The organism is Pseudomonas sp. LBUM1666, assembly GCF_059695775.1.
Genome location: NZ_CP166789.1, coordinates 626,631 through 643,350, shown reverse-complemented (window position 1 = coordinate 643,350; position 16,720 = coordinate 626,631). Strand labels below are relative to the sequence as shown.

The 16,720-nt window shown below is 58.4% G+C and carries 11 protein-coding genes; 8 read left to right on the top strand and 3 right to left on the bottom strand.

All coding sequences use genetic code 11. The features are described from left to right. Positions 1 to 131 precede the first annotated feature (131 nt). The 7 genes from urtE to ureC all read left to right on the top strand — a co-directional run bounded on the left by urtE (position 132) and on the right by ureC (position 5,477). Positions 132 to 830: an urea ABC transporter ATP-binding subunit UrtE gene (gene urtE / locus ACA056_RS02790; protein WP_218538667.1), complete on the top strand. Its 699-nt coding sequence runs from the start codon at positions 132 to 134 to the stop codon at positions 828 to 830. 30 nt (positions 831 to 860) lie between these two features. Next, on the top strand, positions 861 to 1,700 hold the full coding sequence (locus tag ACA056_RS02785; protein WP_497270334.1) for an urease accessory protein UreD: 840 nt from the start codon (positions 861 to 863) through the stop codon (positions 1,698 to 1,700). 246 nt (positions 1,701 to 1,946) lie between these two features. Continuing rightward, the gene (gene ureA / locus ACA056_RS02780; protein ID WP_497270332.1) at positions 1,947 to 2,249 is read left to right on the top strand and encodes an urease subunit gamma; all 303 of its coding nucleotides are present in this window, start codon (positions 1,947 to 1,949) and stop codon (positions 2,247 to 2,249) included. Between the two features lie 9 nt (positions 2,250 to 2,258). Further along, on the top strand, positions 2,259 to 2,792 hold the full coding sequence (locus tag ACA056_RS02775) for a GNAT family N-acetyltransferase (RefSeq protein ID WP_497270330.1): 534 nt from the start codon (positions 2,259 to 2,261) through the stop codon (positions 2,790 to 2,792). A 6-nt stretch (positions 2,793 to 2,798) separates the two neighbouring features. Further along, a complete protein-coding gene (locus ACA056_RS02770; RefSeq protein ID WP_497270328.1) occupies positions 2,799 to 3,332 on the top strand; it encodes a GNAT family N-acetyltransferase in 534 nt (177 codons plus the stop codon). Then, positions 3,332 to 3,637 carry an urease subunit beta gene (locus ACA056_RS02765; RefSeq protein ID WP_497270326.1) on the top strand — a complete coding sequence of 102 codons (306 nt, stop codon included), beginning with the start codon at positions 3,332 to 3,334 and terminating at the stop codon, positions 3,635 to 3,637. The genes ACA056_RS02770 and ACA056_RS02765 overlap by 1 nt, the downstream gene beginning before the upstream one ends. A gap of 139 nt (positions 3,638 to 3,776) precedes the next feature. Next, positions 3,777 to 5,477: an urease subunit alpha gene (ureC, locus tag ACA056_RS02760; RefSeq protein ID WP_497270324.1), complete on the top strand. Its 1,701-nt coding sequence runs from the start codon at positions 3,777 to 3,779 to the stop codon at positions 5,475 to 5,477. A gap of 65 nt (positions 5,478 to 5,542) precedes the next feature. Here the strand turns inward: ureC and ACA056_RS02755 are convergent, their stop codons facing one another. Further along, complete coding sequence (locus ACA056_RS02755) at positions 5,543 to 10,819, bottom strand: NEL-type E3 ubiquitin ligase domain-containing protein (protein WP_497270322.1); 5,277 nt, start codon at positions 10,817 to 10,819, stop codon at positions 5,543 to 5,545. Positions 10,820 to 11,121: 302 nt separating this feature from the next. Further along, positions 11,122 to 15,888 carry an NEL-type E3 ubiquitin ligase domain-containing protein gene (locus tag ACA056_RS02750; protein WP_497270320.1) on the bottom strand — a complete coding sequence of 1,589 codons (4,767 nt, stop codon included), beginning with the start codon at positions 15,886 to 15,888 and terminating at the stop codon, positions 11,122 to 11,124. A 369-nt stretch (positions 15,889 to 16,257) separates the two neighbouring features. On the opposite strand from ACA056_RS02750, the gene ACA056_RS02745 reads away from it, so the two are divergent. Next, on the top strand, positions 16,258 to 16,347 hold the full coding sequence (locus tag ACA056_RS02745) for a hypothetical protein (protein ID WP_497270318.1): 90 nt from the start codon (positions 16,258 to 16,260) through the stop codon (positions 16,345 to 16,347). A 64-nt stretch (positions 16,348 to 16,411) separates the two neighbouring features. On the opposite strand, the gene ACA056_RS02740 is transcribed toward ACA056_RS02745, so the two are convergent. Beyond that, a complete protein-coding gene (locus ACA056_RS02740; protein WP_140677264.1) occupies positions 16,412 to 16,717 on the bottom strand; it encodes a chaperone modulator CbpM in 306 nt (101 codons plus the stop codon). Between the last annotated feature and the right edge of the window lie 3 nt (positions 16,718 to 16,720).

The window sequence follows — 16,720 nt, the reverse complement described above, 5'->3', positions numbered from 1 at the left end:
CTGCAAACACCTATCCAACTGTAGGAGTGAGCCTGCTCGCGATGGCGGTGGTTCAGACAACATACCTGTTGATTGCAAGACCGCTATCGCGAGCAGGCTCACTCCTACAGGGAGTTGAGGAGAATCTGAGAATGCTGCAAGTCGACAAGCTGCACCAGTATTACGGCGGTAGCCACATCCTGCGCGGCCTGACGTTTGAGGTGAAGGTCGGTGAAGTCACCTGCCTGCTCGGGCGCAACGGCGTGGGCAAGACCACGCTGCTCAAGTGCCTGATGGGTTTGTTGCCGGCCAAAGAGGGCGCGGTGAACTGGGAAGGCAAAACGATCACCGCGTTCAAGCCACACCAGCGGGTTCACGCCGGGATCGCTTACGTGCCTCAGGGGCGGGAAATTTTTGGGCGGCTGACCGTGGAAGAAAACCTGTTGATGGGCCTGTCGCGTTTTCCCGGTGCTGAAGCCAAGGAAGTCCCGGCGTTCATCTACGAACTGTTTCCGGTGCTGCTGCAGATGAAGCAGCGGCGCGGCGGTGACTTGTCCGGTGGCCAACAGCAGCAATTGGCGATCGGCCGAGCGTTGGCCAGCCGTCCACGCCTGCTGATTCTCGACGAGCCCACCGAAGGCATCCAGCCGTCGGTGATCAAGGAAATCGGCGCAGTGATCAAGAAGCTTGCGGCCCGTGGTGATATGGCGATTTTGCTGGTGGAGCAGTTCTATGATTTCGCCGCCGAACTGGCCGATCAGTACCTGGTGATGTCCCGGGGCGAAATCGTGCAACAGGGTCGCGGAGAAAATATGGAAGCCGAGGGTGTGCGTGGCCTGGTTACGATCTAATCTGCAGCGTCCTGACGATAATCAGAAAATATGAATTTACCTCTCCCCGCTGCCCTGTTTACCCCGAGCTGGCACGCTGAGCTGGAACTCGGCTACGCCCGATTCGGCGACAGTACGCGTCCGGTTCAGCGCCGCCACAAAGGCCCGCTGCGGGTGCAGAAGCATCTGTATGCCGAAGGACCGGAAGTTTGCCAGCACATCATCGTGCACCCGCCGGGCGGGATTGCCGGTGGCGACCGGCTGGACATCTCGGCCAGTGTCGGCCCTGATGCCTGGGCGCAAATCACCAGCCCTGGCGCGGCCAAGTGGTATCGCGCGGCGGGGCCTGCCTATCAGAAGCTCGACTTGAAAGTAGCCCCCGGCGCGACACTGGAGTGGCTGCCGCAAGAGACGATTATCTTCAGCGACGCCCAGGCGGAGCTCAGCACCTCGATTGATCTGGAAGGCGACGCGCGGTTGTTTTACTGGGACGTGGTGGCGCTGGGTCGCCCGGCCAGCGGCGAGCGCTTCGACCTCGGACATTTTCAGGCGCAGCTGGACATCCGCCGCGACGGCCAGTTGCTCTGGCATGAACGCCAGCGCATTGTCGGAGGTGATGGTTTGCTTGATTCGCCGATTGGGCTGGATGGGCAACCGGTGTTTGCGACATTGCTGGTGACTGGGGAGGTTGATAGTGAATTGTTGGAGAGGTGCCGTTCGCTGACCCATGACGTGCGTGGGGATTTGACGCAGTTGCCGGGGCTTTTGGTTGCACGATGCCTGGCCAGCGAAGCGCTGTTGGCGCGGGGTTGGTTGATTGATTTGTGGCAACTACTGCGCCCGGCGCTATTGGGACGCGAGGCTTTGCCGCCGAGGATTTGGAGTACTTGAGAGCCACCCCTCACCCCCCGCCCTCCCGAAACGTCGGACCGCCCCGGAGGGGAGAGGGAGCCTGACCGAGTTGTGCTTAAAAAATTGAACAGGCTCAAAGAATATTGCTGACTGATCTGGGCCATTAAAAACACCCGAGATCAGTCCCCTCTCCCCTCTGGGGAGAGGGCTAGGGTGAGGGGTGGTTTTCATTGACACCCACACACCGCAAGAACCTCACAAAACTGCCCAGATGGATTCCAAACGATGGACCTGACCCCACGCGAAAAAGACAAGCTGTTGATCTTCACCGCCGGCCTCGTGGCCGAGCGGCGTTTGGCTCGCGGCGTGAAACTCAATTACCCGGAAGCCATGGCCTACATTTCCGCGGCGCTGCTCGAAGGAGCCCGTGACGGTCGGACCGTGGCCGAGTTGATGCACTTGGGCACCACCCTGCTCAGCCGCGAACAAGTGATGGAAGGCATCCCGGAAATGATCCCGGAGATCCAGGTAGAAGCGACCTTTCCCGACGGCACCAAACTGGTCACCGTTCACCAACCGATCGCCTGAGGCCGCGTCATGACTTACGAAATTCGCGATGCACTGCATGCTGACCTGCCGGCGATCCGGGACATTTACAACGATGCCGTGCTCAACACCACGGCCATCTGGAACGAACAGGCCGTGGACCTGGGTAACCGCCAGGCCTGGTTCAGCGCCCGGCAATCCCAGGGTTACCCGATTCTGGTGATCGTCGACGGTGATAACACGGTGCTGGGCTACGCTTCATTTGGTGACTGGCGGCCGTTCGACGGGTTCCGCCACACCGTCGAGCATTCGGTTTACGTGCGCAGCGACCAGCGTGGCAATGGTCTCGGCCCGCAATTGATAACCGCATTGATCGAGCGCGCCAAAGGCTGCGACAAACATGTGATGGTCGCCGCCATCGAAAGCGGTAACGCCGCGTCTATTCGCCTGCATGAACGAGCCGGTTTCGTGACGACCGGCCAGATGCCCCAGGTGGGCACCAAGTTCGGTCGCTGGCTGGACCTGACTTTTATGCAACTGACCCTCAATCCTGGCGCGGAACCGCCGACCGTCAACAAGGAGTAATTCGCCATGAACGCCGCCCAACTGCGCCGCGTCAATGTTGAAAGCTTTGCGCACTATCGTCAGGGTTTGATTGACCTGCTGCTCGACGCCGTCGGCTATGGCGCCAGCGTCGGGTTCATGGCCAATCTGGACGCCACCCAGGCCCGAGCCTATTTCGATGATGTCCAGGAGAACCTGAACAAGGGCAACGTGCTGCTGTGGGTGGTGGTCAAGGACGAGCAAGTGCAGGCCAGCGTGCAACTGACCCTGTGCCAGAAAGCCAATGGCCTGAACCGTGCCGAAGTGCAGAAACTGCTGGTGCGTGAACACGCCCGTCGTCGTGGTCTGGGCCAGCAATTGATGAGCGCGCTGGAAACGGCCGCCCTCCAGCACAAACGTGGCATGCTCTACCTCGACACCGAGGCCGGCTCCCCTGCCGAAGACTTCTACAAGGCGCTGGGTTACACCCGAGCGGGCCAAATCCCCGACTACGCCTGCGACCCGAGCGGCCTCTACAAACCGACCGCGCTCTACTACAAGATTCTCCAGGGAGCCCATTGATGATTCCCGGTGAATACCAGATCCAGCCCGGCGACATCGAACTCAACGTTGACCGCCGCACCCTCAGCCTGAAGGTGGCCAACAGCGGCGACCGACCGATCCAGGTCGGCTCGCATTACCATTTTTTTGAAACCAACGACGCCCTGACCTTCGACCGCGCCGCCAGCCGCGGCATGCGCCTGAACATCCCCGCCGGCACCGCCGTGCGCTTCGAGCCGGGACAGAGCCGCGAGGTCGAGTTGGTAGACCTGGCCGGACATCGCCGGGTGTTCGGGTTTGCCGGCAGGATCATGGGTGACCTCTGACTAATGCGGTGTCTGCACTGGCCCCTTCGCGAGCAGGCTCGCTCCCACAGGGAAATGCGATCAACTGTGGGAGCGAGCCTGCTCGCGAAAGTGAGCGCAGCGAACGATTTCAAATTCAATTGAATCTCAAGGCGAACGAATGAAGATTTCCCGTCAGGCCTACGCCGACATGTTCGGCCCCACCGTCGGTGACAAGGTCCGACTGGCCGACACCGAGCTGTGGATCGAAGTAGAAAAGGACTTCACCACCTACGGCGAAGAAGTGAAATTCGGCGGAGGCAAAGTCATCCGCGACGGCCAGGGTCAAAGCCAATTACTCGCCGCAGAGGTCGTCGATACGCTGATCACCAACGCGTTGATCATCGACCATTGGGGCATCGTCAAAGCCGATGTCGGCCTCAAGGACGGGCGCATCGCTGCCATTGGCAAGGCAGGCAACCCGGACATACAGCCGAACGTGACCATCGCAGTCGGCGCCAGCACCGAAGTCATCGCCGGTGAAGGCATGATCCTGACCGCGGGCGGCATCGACACGCACATCCATTTCATCTGCCCGCAGCAGATCGAAGAAGCACTAATGAGCGGTGTCACCACCATGATCGGCGGCGGCACCGGCCCGGCCACCGGGACTAATGCCACCACCTGCACGTCCGGGCCGTGGCACCTGGCGCGGATGCTCCAGGCCGCCGATGCGTTCCCGATGAACATCGGTTTCACCGGCAAGGGCAACGCGAGCCTGCCGGAACCGTTGATCGAGCAGGTCAAGGCCGGCGCCATCGGCCTCAAGCTGCACGAAGACTGGGGCACCACTCCGGCGAGCATCGACAACTGCCTGAACGTCGCCGACCAGTACGATGTGCAGGTGGCGATCCACACCGACACCCTCAACGAATCGGGCTTCGTCGAAACCACCCTCGCCGCCTTCAAGGGCCGCACCATCCACACCTATCACACCGAAGGCGCCGGTGGCGGTCATGCCCCGGACATTATCAAGGCCTGCGGGTTTGCCAACGTGCTGCCGAGTTCCACCAACCCGACCCGGCCGTTCACCCGCAACACCATCGATGAACACCTCGACATGCTGATGGTTTGCCATCACCTGGACCCAAGCATTGCCGAAGATGTGGCCTTCGCCGAAAGCCGTATCCGCCGCGAAACCATCGCTGCCGAAGACATCCTCCACGACCTCGGCGCGTTCTCGATGATCAGCTCCGACAGCCAGGCCATGGGCCGGGTCGGTGAAGTCATCACACGCACCTGGCAGACCGCCGACAAGATGAAAAAGCAGCGCGGGCAGCTAGCAGGTGATGGCGAAGGCAACGATAACTTCCGCGCCAAACGCTATATCGCCAAGTACACGATCAACCCGGCGATCACCCACGGCATCAGCCATGAAGTGGGCTCGGTCGAAGTGGGTAAATGGGCCGATCTGGTGCTCTGGCGCCCGGCGTTTTTCGGGGTCAAACCGACGCTGATCCTCAAAGGCGGCGCCATCGCGGCCAGCCTGATGGGCGATGCCAACGCATCGATCCCGACACCGCAACCGGTGCATTACCGTCCGATGTTTGCCAGCTACGGTGGTTCGCTACATGCCACCAGCCTGACGTTTATCAGCCAAGCGGCGCAGGAGGCGGGACTTCCAGAAGCCCTGGGTTTGAAGAAGAAAATCGCTGTGGTCAAAGGTTGCCGCGAGGTGCAGAAAACCGACCTGATACACAACGATTACCTGCCGAACATCGACGTCGATCCGCAGACTTATCAGGTCAAGGCTGACGGGGTTTTGCTGTGGTGTGAACCGGCGGATGTGCTGCCGATGGCTCAGCGTTACTTTCTGTTCTGACCCGTTTGCTATCTAGGCCTCAATGCGAAGCATGACGCCTCGCATTGAGGCTAAACGTGCAGTGATCAGCTGCCCGCATCAACTTTGAAAGGCATCTCCACCCGATTCAGTTTGGCCCGATCCATGGCGTTCTGAGTCAGTTGCAGTAACAAGGCTTCACGCTCGCTTCTAATCAAGGCCAGCTCTTGTTCATAGACCTCGTCCGTCATGACCTCGCCCAGAGCGATAGCACTTTCCGGCTGGCCGAGTTCAGCGGCCAGGACGCGGATCTGCTCTTTCAATCCGGCTTTCTCCTCCGGTGAAAAGTTCGCGCTGCGCGCTCTTGCATCCAGGGCTTCCTTGAACTCGGTCGTGGCAACTGTCTTGCGATCAATAGCTCGGAAGCGTGCCCGGTTGGAACTCTCGACAAAAGAACTCCAGAATGGCTGCTCGGCAATCGAATCACGCAGCAAATTGCCCTCCTCCAGCCCCAGAATCCTCTGATAGGCATCTTCGATCATTTTACTGGTGACGCCTGCCATATTACGAAACTGCATGCCGCGGGCCTGCCACGGCAGGTCCAGCCGTTCTGCCAGATCCGTCATAAAGGCCAGGTGAACCTCGACCTCATCAATCGTTCCGGTGATATCACCGGCGGCATTTTCACGTCGAAATCGCTCCCCCGCGGCCTCTCGAGCCTCGATATGACGCCTGGCGATTCTCCCGACCTCATCCAGCCGCGACTTGCCTTTTGCCAGACTCACCAGCTCAGCTTCGATCAAACCGTTGTTGCCCAGCTTTTTAGCTTCTTGAACCAGCACATCCACACCCAGGACGTTGAAAAGCTGTGTGGCTCCGTCGACGCAGCTCGATCGTGCGTTGGCCTCCATGAAGAATTTTTGTCTTAACTTGGCGTCCTCAGCCATTGTCTCCAGCATTCGCCAAACTTTGGCCGTCAGATCAGTCCGATAGGCGCGGCTGGCGGTGAAGTCTTTAGACCGGGTAAGGGTTTCGATCTCTTCGAAAAAATCGGTCGAATTGAATTCATCCTCAACCTCGTTCCAGAGCTCTTGCTTCGCTACCCACTCACGCCGGCTAATGCCTGCCCCCCAATCGATGCTGGCGCGCACACCTCGGGGCGGGTACGCACGGTCAGGATCCATGCCCGTCGACCGAATATAATCTTTGAGAATTTCCAGGTTTTCAGCTGACATCCATCTAGGTTCGCGGCTGAGCCACGTACGCCCCAACAGCTCGGCGTTCCATGTCCCCCGATCAACCCGCGGAATATCCGTCAGCGGGTTGTTGCGCAGATCCAGGAAAAAATGTCGAAACCGGGGCCAGGTAAAAGTCCCGGGAGGCCAGGTAGTGGCCCCTGTACCCGACAATATCAGGGTATGCAAATCGGGCATGCGACTGATGTCCGGCAACAACCCCAGCGGGTTTTCACCCAGACTTAAAGCGACCAGTCGAGTACGGTTCCTGAGCATTGCGACATCCGCGGGCTGCAGCACGATTTTGTTTCTCGTGAGGTCCAGGTCGGTCAAGTGCGGCATCTGGGTAATACTCTGCGGCAGCGTCGTCAGGGAATTACGCGCCACGTCCAGCGTTTGCACGTTGCGAAAGGACTCAAGAAACGGTTGCTCGATGCTTGATAACCCTGTGTTGCGTAACCACAGACGCGTGACGTGATCGAAGTTGGCCTCCAGCTTGGGCATGCGATCGATGTGCAGGTACAAATTGAAGTGACTCAGGTCCAGCGTCTGACCAAGAACGTTCCCATACGAATCTATATGCCTGGGGCCGGTGCGCTGCCAACACCGCTTGATTTTTACGGCGATGGTGCTCCTGGCTCTCCACTCGGCAATGCCACTGGGACTGACACGAAAATCCCGGGTCGGCCCGTTCACCCACCGCTCCAGCGTTGAAACCATTTGGTCCAATTCAATCTCAAGCGCTTGAATCTGTGGGCCCAGCGATATGTTTCGCTGGCGCAAGGTCTCGATGAACGTATCGAGTTCGGTATCGGTGAGCGTTGGATAAAGGCTGCGCACGCGAAGCCGTGCAGTACGTTCCCCAGCAGCGCGTTGATAACCTTCCATGCCCCCGAGCAGCTTCATGGTTTGCGGGTCGTAAGTCGACTTACGAATCGGATGTTCAAGCAATGTCGGGGCGAACTGATCATGGCTCAGGGGTGAGCGATGTACATCAGCCTTGAGTCGTGCGCCATCGTGAATGCCATACCCCAGCGCGTCACGCTGCGCATCCGGCAAGGCGTGCAAGACTGAAGCGTAGAACTCATCGGTACCGTGCAGGTGCTGATCCTCGGCGTCCCGCGTCTGGTAGCGCCCGTCCTCGTCGAGAATCAGTACTTTGCGGATGGACGCCTTTTCCGGCCCCACGCTGGCATGCAGTTTCCCGTTGAATCCCAGCTCGCGAATTTCGATGCGCACCTCGTCGGACCAACCTGGCAGGTTGGCCAGCGAGCCCAGCTCGAGTCGGCGCGAGTCGGCACCGGCCAGTTCCTCAAGGTACAGGCCCTCATACGCACGGTTCAATCGCACCCGGTCGCGCAGGTGTCGGGCCTGTTGGCGCAAACGCAGCGAGAGGCGCTGTTTTTCGGCCAGGTGTCGCAGATCTTCCGGTTCGGCCTGTTCCAGCAGTTCCTGAGCTGCGCTGGCCGGCAGCTCCGGAATCTCATTGAGCACTCGCTGCACACGTGGATCGCTGGAAACGTCGCGTTTTTTATAAAGTGCTTCGAACAGGCTTTTTTTCTGTTTGCCTGCCTGCATGGCCATCTGCTGGTGTAGCGTTTGGATACGCGTCGGTTTATCGAGTGCGATCTCATGGCCCAGCAGGGTGCGCGTGTCGGCTTCATTCAACGACTCAAGCACCCGCTCTGGCAGTTTCCCGGCCGCCAGCTCGGAACGGCTGATCTTGATCGTCATCGGGTCAGTGGCCATTGCATTGCCGTGTCTGACCGAAGGCCCGGTGCGATTCTCTGCCTGAAACACTTCAATGGCGCGACTCTCAGGCCAGCGCGGCATAGCGACCATGGCGGCCGCTTCAACGCCAATCATCTCGTCCGGCACCTGATTGGCCAGGATTTTCTGCGTTACCCGTTCCGCCTCGCCGTAGGCGTCGAAACGGGTGACGGTATCGCGCAGCAACGCGGGTGGGGCCTCATGTTCGACATGCAGCCTGCGTAGCACGTTTTCATGGACACCGCTCACTCGCTGAATCTTGGTCAGCGTTTGCGCGGAGTGGTTGGCGAGTCGGCTGTCCATGCGTCGCATCACCCCCTCCGCGTCCCATTCCAGCGGTTGTTCGGTTTCGACCTTCCAGGCGCCAGCGTCGTTGTGTTCCACCCGCGGTTTGTAGGCCGTGGCGCGCTCCGGATGTTCCAGCCGATGCTGACCGGTCACGGGGTCCTGGCTCACCTCGTAGTGCTTGTCCTCCATTGGCAGCCATTGCCTGGCGTCCTGCTCAACCAGGCCGATGGCATTGGGTTTGGCATTGACGGGCAGTTCTACCCGCTGCGCATAAGGTGCAACGTCGGGTTTCCACAGGCGGGTCTTTCCGTCCGGCATCTCCACCGGTTTGAGACGGTCCATCAGGGGGCTGGGTTTGATCGCCCTGACTCCCCGAGGCAGGACGTGACCGACCCCCATCAGCGCCAACTGGGCAAAATTGATCAGCACGCTGTTGATGTGGGACGCGGCCTCTTCCCGATCCCCTTTGCTCCAGTCTTCGATGCCTTCCACCAGCTCATCGACGATTTGCGCAACCATCACCCCCAGCAGGACTTCCCCCAGCACGGGCACCAACATTCCGACAAAGTTGAACACGTTCCAGCCGATGTTCAGATAAGAGCTCAGGCGCTTCCACCGTGCGGCCTCATCCTCGTCCCCTGTCGGCACCGCGATGACCCGCGCATCGGCAATGGCTTTGTCGCGTTTGTCGACACACAACCACTGCCACACGTCATCGGTAATCAGGTTGGTGATGGGCTCGGCATTGGGGTTTTCGAGCGCGGTTTCCCGCCACCAGGGGCCCATATCCAACGGCTCGCGTTGCTGCCAGACGACACGCGACAAGCGCTCGTTGACCCGCGCGAAGAACTGTCCTTTGTCCTTTTGCCTCACGAAACGGCTGAAATACTCCTGATAGGGCTTATCGCGAAGCTGGCCGAGCAGTTCCTTCATGAAGTCGGCAAGGGAGTTGTACTCTTTCAAGGGGTGCAGCGGATCGTCTGGCACGTAGGCAATCAGCGGGCCGTCGAGACGGCTTTGCTGATAAAGGTCCTCGCGACGCATCATGTCCTCCTGGACGCCGGAAGGACCGTTGGTGAAAAACGACAGCAGCAGTTTTAACTTCCCGTAATGATCTCCTGGCATCACTGGCGCGCGATGCGACAAGTCGCTCAAGATTTTAATTTCATCCGCCGTCAATGCGTCGACCAGCGATTTCAGCCTGGACGGCTGGCTGACGGCACTGAACAGCACGATGCCGTGCAACGGAAAGCCCATCAGCGTTAACCGATGCGGGTGCAGCGGCTGGCCATGGAAGTTGATTTCACGCGCGACATCGTGCACCCGCTGAAGGACGTTATATGAATACGTTCCGATGTCTTTTTTAACGTACGCCATCAGCGCCGCCAGATTGAAACTGGCCCTTTCCGTCGCCAACAAATCCCGTTCCAACAACTTCCGGGCGTTCAGATCGGGCGGCATCAGGATATTTTTTATATGAGCCTGATACTTCGCACCCACGTCCAGGTTCCGACATAAGGTGGTAACTTTCTCGACGGTCATGGTGCTTTCAAGCTGCAACTCCCCTCTGGCATCCGTGGAATACACACCGGAGCCTGTCCTGAAATAATCCTCAGCGGTTTCGGCGGCTTCAAAGTTATGCAACGCGGCTTCCAGCAGCGAGTAATTACGCTGATAACTGGCGCCCCCGTCAATGAACTGGAGAATCGTGTCCGGCACATATAGCTTCAGCGTCAGCTTGCTGACGTCGGCACTTGAGTTGAAATTCAAGCGGATCGCCTCGGCCAGCAAAGGCTTGGCAAATGCCTGTATGTCGTGCTCCAGGTCTTTCAGAGACGCGTCCACCTTTTCTTGCAACCGCCAGCGCACGTCAATCAGCTTTTTGAGCTGTTGCCGATGGGTGCTGGACATTTCCAGGTACCAATCGGGAAATTGCGGACTTGCAATGTCCAGCGACAACAGACGTCTCATCGGCGCTTGCGTTATCGCGCGGGGCAGTGATTGGACAATAAGTTCGCGGGGCAGTTTTTTATCAGCTCCCGGACGGTTCAGCGTCAAACCAGTAATTCTATTCAACTCTAATTCAGACATTAGATACAACCCAACCATAACAATAGGAGCGAACAGCTTAAATCGTGCCCTATAAAACAAAAGACTAAAAAGTTGCTCGACCGCCCGCGTAAAAAATAGAGTGACCGTTCGAATATTGCAGTGCGAAAAATACATATATAACGCCATGCGTCTGCGCTGCCGTTGCTCATATGCCCCGCCAATTGCTTAACGCCCGACGAGCATTAAAAAAGCCCCAAACACTGCACAATTGGCAACATGTGGGGCTAATCAAGGAAATCCGTATTTATTAGAGCGCGACTCGTATCAACCCTGTCGCAGCTTCACTGCCCGGCGTTCAGCTGGGGTAATTCCACCTTTGTCTTGCGCTCAATAAATGTTTGCTCCATCGCGTTGAACCCGCTCTTGAGTTCGTCGCTTTTGAGCTTGTACTCCTGACTCGTCATGCCTTGTTGTGCGTCATCCAACGCTTGCTGACGCACCCACATTGGCTCTTGATCCAGCAGCAGTTCATCGGAGTATTTGTTTTTCAGGAACGCCCTCCAGAAATCACGCTGAGTGGTCGCCAAAAACTCCTGCGCGGAGTTGTTCAGATTCAGCACCCGCTGCTCTGCAGCATCGAGCATCGGCGTCGTCACATTGGCAATCTCTGTAAACATGGCTTGTCCAGGTTGCCCCGGCAAGCCCAACCGATCCTTCAAACCGATGCGATAGGCAAGTCGGATCTCCACTCTGTCGACCTGCAAGGCTCGTTCAACTTTCTTCCGCAGGGTATCGTTTGATTGCGCAATGACACGAATGCGAGCGTCTATATCCTGCTGTGCGATTCGCTCGACTTCATCCAGTCTGAACAGTCCTTTTGCCAAGGTCGAAAGCTCCTCTTTGGCCTGCACGGCATTGACGCTCTTCAAGCCTTCGTTGGCGAGGTTCCTGACCTCCAACCGACTGAAAATCAAACTGGCCCCATCGGCGCAAGTCTCTACATCCCCGGCCAGACGGAACAGTTCGCTACGCAGCTCCTCGGATTGTGTGGCAGCATCCAGAATCTTCCATACGCGTGCCTGCAAATCCGGGTAGGCCTTGCGGTATTCGGCCGTTTCCCCCAGGTCCTCCAACAACTTGAAGAACTCGTTCGCATTGTTTTGCGTCTGTTCCAAAAGCTGCCATTGCTCCTCCCTGATTGCACGCTCGCTGTCCGGAATGTCTCGCATCCAGCGCTCAAGCCTCGCACCGGAGTTCGCCAGAGGGTCGCGAACCCCACTCGGTGCCATTGGCACATGCATCTCGGGCGGTCGGGAAAGGCGCATCCAGGTCTGTGCATAGTCATCCAGGGCGGAAGGCGTGAGCGGGTTACCGTCCAGAGTGGTGCGTCTAAATGCCCGCGCGGCAGCGGCTGCATGCTCGTCAGTAGGGTTAAGGATGTCGTCTGGAACCCGGGTGATCAGGTTATCGCGCAGATCGACGCGTTGCAGATTCGGCAAGGCATCCAGCCCCGCCGGCCACTCGGTGAGCGCAGTGCGGCGCAGGTTGATTTGCTGTAGCGTCGGCATGCGACGGAAATCAGGCACCCGCCCAAGTGGATTACCGCGCAAGTACAATTGCCGTAATGCAGGGCACTCTTCGAGTACCGCAACGGTCTGCGGCGTTAACGCAATCTGGTTATCGGACGCGTCAAGTGCCTCGAGCCAGCGCATCTCCCGCAGCGCCGTCGGCAAACGTGTCAGTCGATTATTCTCCAGGCTTATTTCGCGCACGTTGGGGAACGCTTCCAGAAAAGCATCCGACACCGCCCCAAGCGCCATAGCGCTGAGGTCTAGCGAGGGGGCATGAAGAAACTGCGCCCTGGAAATCACCGGCAGCTCGCCAACCCGCAGACCACCCAGGCTGAGCAAGCCCCCGGAGTTAAAGCCCACCCCTGCCCCTTCCGGTACGTCCACTCTTTGCCAGCACTGGCGGAGCAAGTCCGCCACTCGCTGTTTGTCCTGCCGGCTGACCACCTCAGTACGTCCATCGGGCAAGACGTGCGTACTGGGTGTTTCCACCCAGGTTTGTGCCTCGTTTTTCAGGCTTTCCAGCTCAAACTCAAGATTGACCAGATAGTTATCAATCGTCATCGGGAGAGTCGGATGACCCTGAGCATTCGCCGCCTGCGCCAGAACAAGTTCGATGTCTGCGTTGCCATAGGAGGGGTACAGCCTGCGAACCCTGTCGCGGCGCTCTGCGAGCAACCTATGCATGTTTTGCCCACGGCCACTCAACGGATAACCAAAACGACCATCGCCCCCACGCGTCGGCTTCTTGAAGAAGGGTTTGACCGGCTGCATCTGCAGAACCTGGCGCAGAGCCGTACGTGACAGGGCATGCCGCCTGATCAGCAGCTTGAGCTGCGCCCCCTGCCCTACATGAGGCAGGCCCAACGCGCTGCGATGGGCATCCGGCAGGGCATGCTGCAATGCTGCATACAGGTCGTCGTCACCATGCAAATGGCTATCCTCGCCATCACGGGTTTCGTAACGCCCATCGTCCTTGCGCAACAGAACCTTGCGATCGGCGGCCTGCTCGGGCCCGACACTGGCGCGCAGTTCCCCGTGCAAGGAACCCTCCCGGACTTCAATGCGCAAGTTGCCTGGCCACCCCGGCAATGCTTCCAGGGTGTTGAGGGCAAGGCACTCGGTGTCCCGGGTCAGCAGCGCATCCAGATAAAGCCCCTCATAGGCCCGCGACAGACGCACTTCACGTTGAGCGTTGCGTAACGCCTCTGCCAGACGCAGCGGGATGGGCTTGGTTTGTCGAGTGTCCGCAAAGTCCCATTTGGCCATTTGTTCGCGCTCCGCACTCGATGCACCGGCCAACAGGTCTTCGACCATACGGGTGGGAATACCGGAAAAACGACTTTTAATCAGAGTGACGTGCGGGTCTGCGCTCGCGTGCTGGCTGGCATAGCGATCATTGAACAGCTCCCGCTTTCTGCTCGCGGTAATCGTTGCAGACTCATCGCTGTTTATCTGAGCGATCAAGCGCTCGGTCTGTTTATAGGCGTCAAATCGGCTGAGCGCATCGGCCAACAGCGGCGGCACAGGTTCGTTTTCGACGTACATTTTGCGCAACACACTTTCATGGGTGCCGCTGATGTCCAGGATCTGCGCAAGCTCGGCATCGCTGAACGCGTCCGCCGAGTAACCCAGGCGCCGCATCAACCGCTTCGCGTCCCATTCCAGCGGTTGCTCGATCTCGACCTTCCAGGCGCCGGCGTTGTTGTGTTCCACCCGCGGTTTGTAGGCCGTGCGGCGCTGTGGATGCTCCAGTCGGTGCTGCCCCGTCACCGGGTCCTGGCTCACCTGATAGTACTTTTCCTCCAGCCGCAGCCACGGCTTGCCGCCGTGCTCATACAGGCCGATGTCGTTGGGCATGGCATTGGCCGGCAGCGCCACCGGGTGCTCGTAAGGCCCGACGTCGGGCTTCCACAGGCGGGTCTTGCCACCGGGCACCTCCACCGGTTTCAGGCTGTCGATCAACGCGCTCGGTTTAACGGCGGCCGCCGCACCGCCCGGCAACACATGCCCGGCCCCCATCAGCGCCAATTGGGCAAAATTGATCAGCACCCCGTTGATGTGGGACGCCGCCTCCTCCCGGTCACCCTTGCTCCAGTCTTCGAGGCCCTCCACCAACTCGTCGACCATCTGCGCGACCATCACGCCCAACAGCACTTCACCCACACCCGGAATCAGCATCCCGACGAAGTTGAAAATGTTCCAGCCAATGTCCAGGTAGCTAGTCAGCCGCCTCCAGCGTGTCGCGGCATCTTCATCGCCGGTCGGCACCGCGATGACGCGCGCATCGGCGATGGCTTTATCGCGCGTGTCGACATACAGCCATTGCCACAGATCGCCGGCAATCCGGTTGGTGATGGGCTCGGCGGTGGGATTTTCGACTGCGCTTTCCCGCCACCAGGGGCCCATGTCCAACGGTTCGCGTTGCTGCCAGACAATCCGCGTCAACCGTTCGTTGACCCGGACGAAGAATTTGCCCTTGTCCTTTTGCCTCACGAAACGGCTGAAAAACGCCTGATACTTCGCTTCGCGCAATTGGCTGATCAGCTCTTTCATGAAGTCGGCGAGCGAGTTGTACTCTTTCAGCGGATGCAGGGGATCGTCCGGAACATAGGCAATCACCGTCCCATCCAAACGGCTTTGCTGATAGATATCGTCGTGACGCAGCATGTCCTCATGCATACCAGCAGGACCGTTGGCCAGGAACGATTGCAGCAGTTTGAACTTGTCGTAATCACTGCCCCTCAGCACCGGCACGCGTTGTGACCAGTTGCTCCAGAACTTCAGCGCGTCGGGCGTCAAGGCGTCGACCAACGGCTTGAGCCGGGACGGCTGACTCACTGCACTGAACAACACGATGCCGTGCAACGGGAAGCCCATCAGCGAGAGTCGATGCTGGTGCAGCGGCTGATCATGAATGGTGATATCGCTTTTGTTATCGCGCACGAGTTGAAGTGTGCTGTAGGCATATTCGCTGATGTCTTTTTTCAAGTAAGCCATCAGCGCGGCCAGGTTAAATGCGGCCTTCTGCGCCGCCACCGCATTCTGTTCCAATAACTGGCGCGCCTTCGGGTCGGGCGGTAACAGAATGCTTTTTATATGGGTTTGATACTGCGCCCCCACGTCCAGACGTCGACACAGGGTGGCAATTTTCGCGACCGTCATCGCTTTATCGAGTTTTAACTCCCCTCTATAGTTTCTGGAGTACACACCGGAACCGGTCCTGAAATAATCCTCAGCGGTTTCCGGTTCTTCGAAGTTATGCAGCGCCGCCTCTAGCAGCGTGGATTCGCGCTGACGGCTGGCGCCACTGTCGATGCCAAAGATAATCCGGTCCGGAACATACAGCTTCAGCGTCAGCGTGCTGACGTCGACACGGGAGTTGAAATTCGACCTGATGAGCGTGGAAAGCAAGGGTTTGGCAAACGCCTGAATGTCCTGTTGCAGGTTTTCCAGCGGGCCGTCGACCTTTGCCTGCGAGCGCCAGCGCTCCTCGACCAGTTCCTTGAGGTAGTGCCGATTGAGGCTGGATGCATTCATGTACCAATCGGGGAAAGTTACGGGTGCAGCGTCCAGCGATAACAACCTGGAGTCTGGCGCGAAGTGTATTGCTTTCGGCAGTACCTGGAGAATACGGACATAGTGAGGACCACTATTTACAACGACAGCAACAAGCCTTCGCTCTGCTTTTTCCAACTCTTTTAATTCAGACATTATGCAACAACCAAAAATGACGATAGAAGCGATCAGCTTAAGTGTCACCCCCTAAAATAAAAGACTAAAAAGCTGCTCGACCGACGACCGATCAATAGAGTGATCGTTCAACTATTTAAGTGTTGAACATACATATATAACACCCTTATTTTCCGTTGGTCTTATGCCCTCGCCACACGCTGTTTCATCCGACATGTGGCGCTGGCGACTCAGCAGATGATTTCGTTAGGGTTGTTGTTGGTGAATCGGGCGCTGGATAATTTTGATCAGCCAGAGGCTCCGTAGTACTACACAGCGCTTCGACGTACACCGGACATATTCGGTGCGTGCGCGATCTTTTGATGTTGAACTACTCGATCACCAACCGCCCCAACCGCTGCTTGAGCATGCGGTTCTCAGCGCGCAGTTGCTGCACTTCTTCAAGCAGGTCCAGCGCCAGGGCGACGCCTTCCCATTCCAGCTCCAGATCGTGCCGCAGCTTGGCGGCACGCTTGGCCAGCGCCAGCTCGTAATCGTTGAAACGCCAATCCTTGGGCTGGTTGCCCTGAGGTTCGAGGATGCCGTGTTCGACGATCTCGATCACGTAGACGTCCGACAGGTCGGTCGCCTCACAGAATTCTGCCATGTCCAGTTGAACGATCAGGGGGTTGCTCATGAT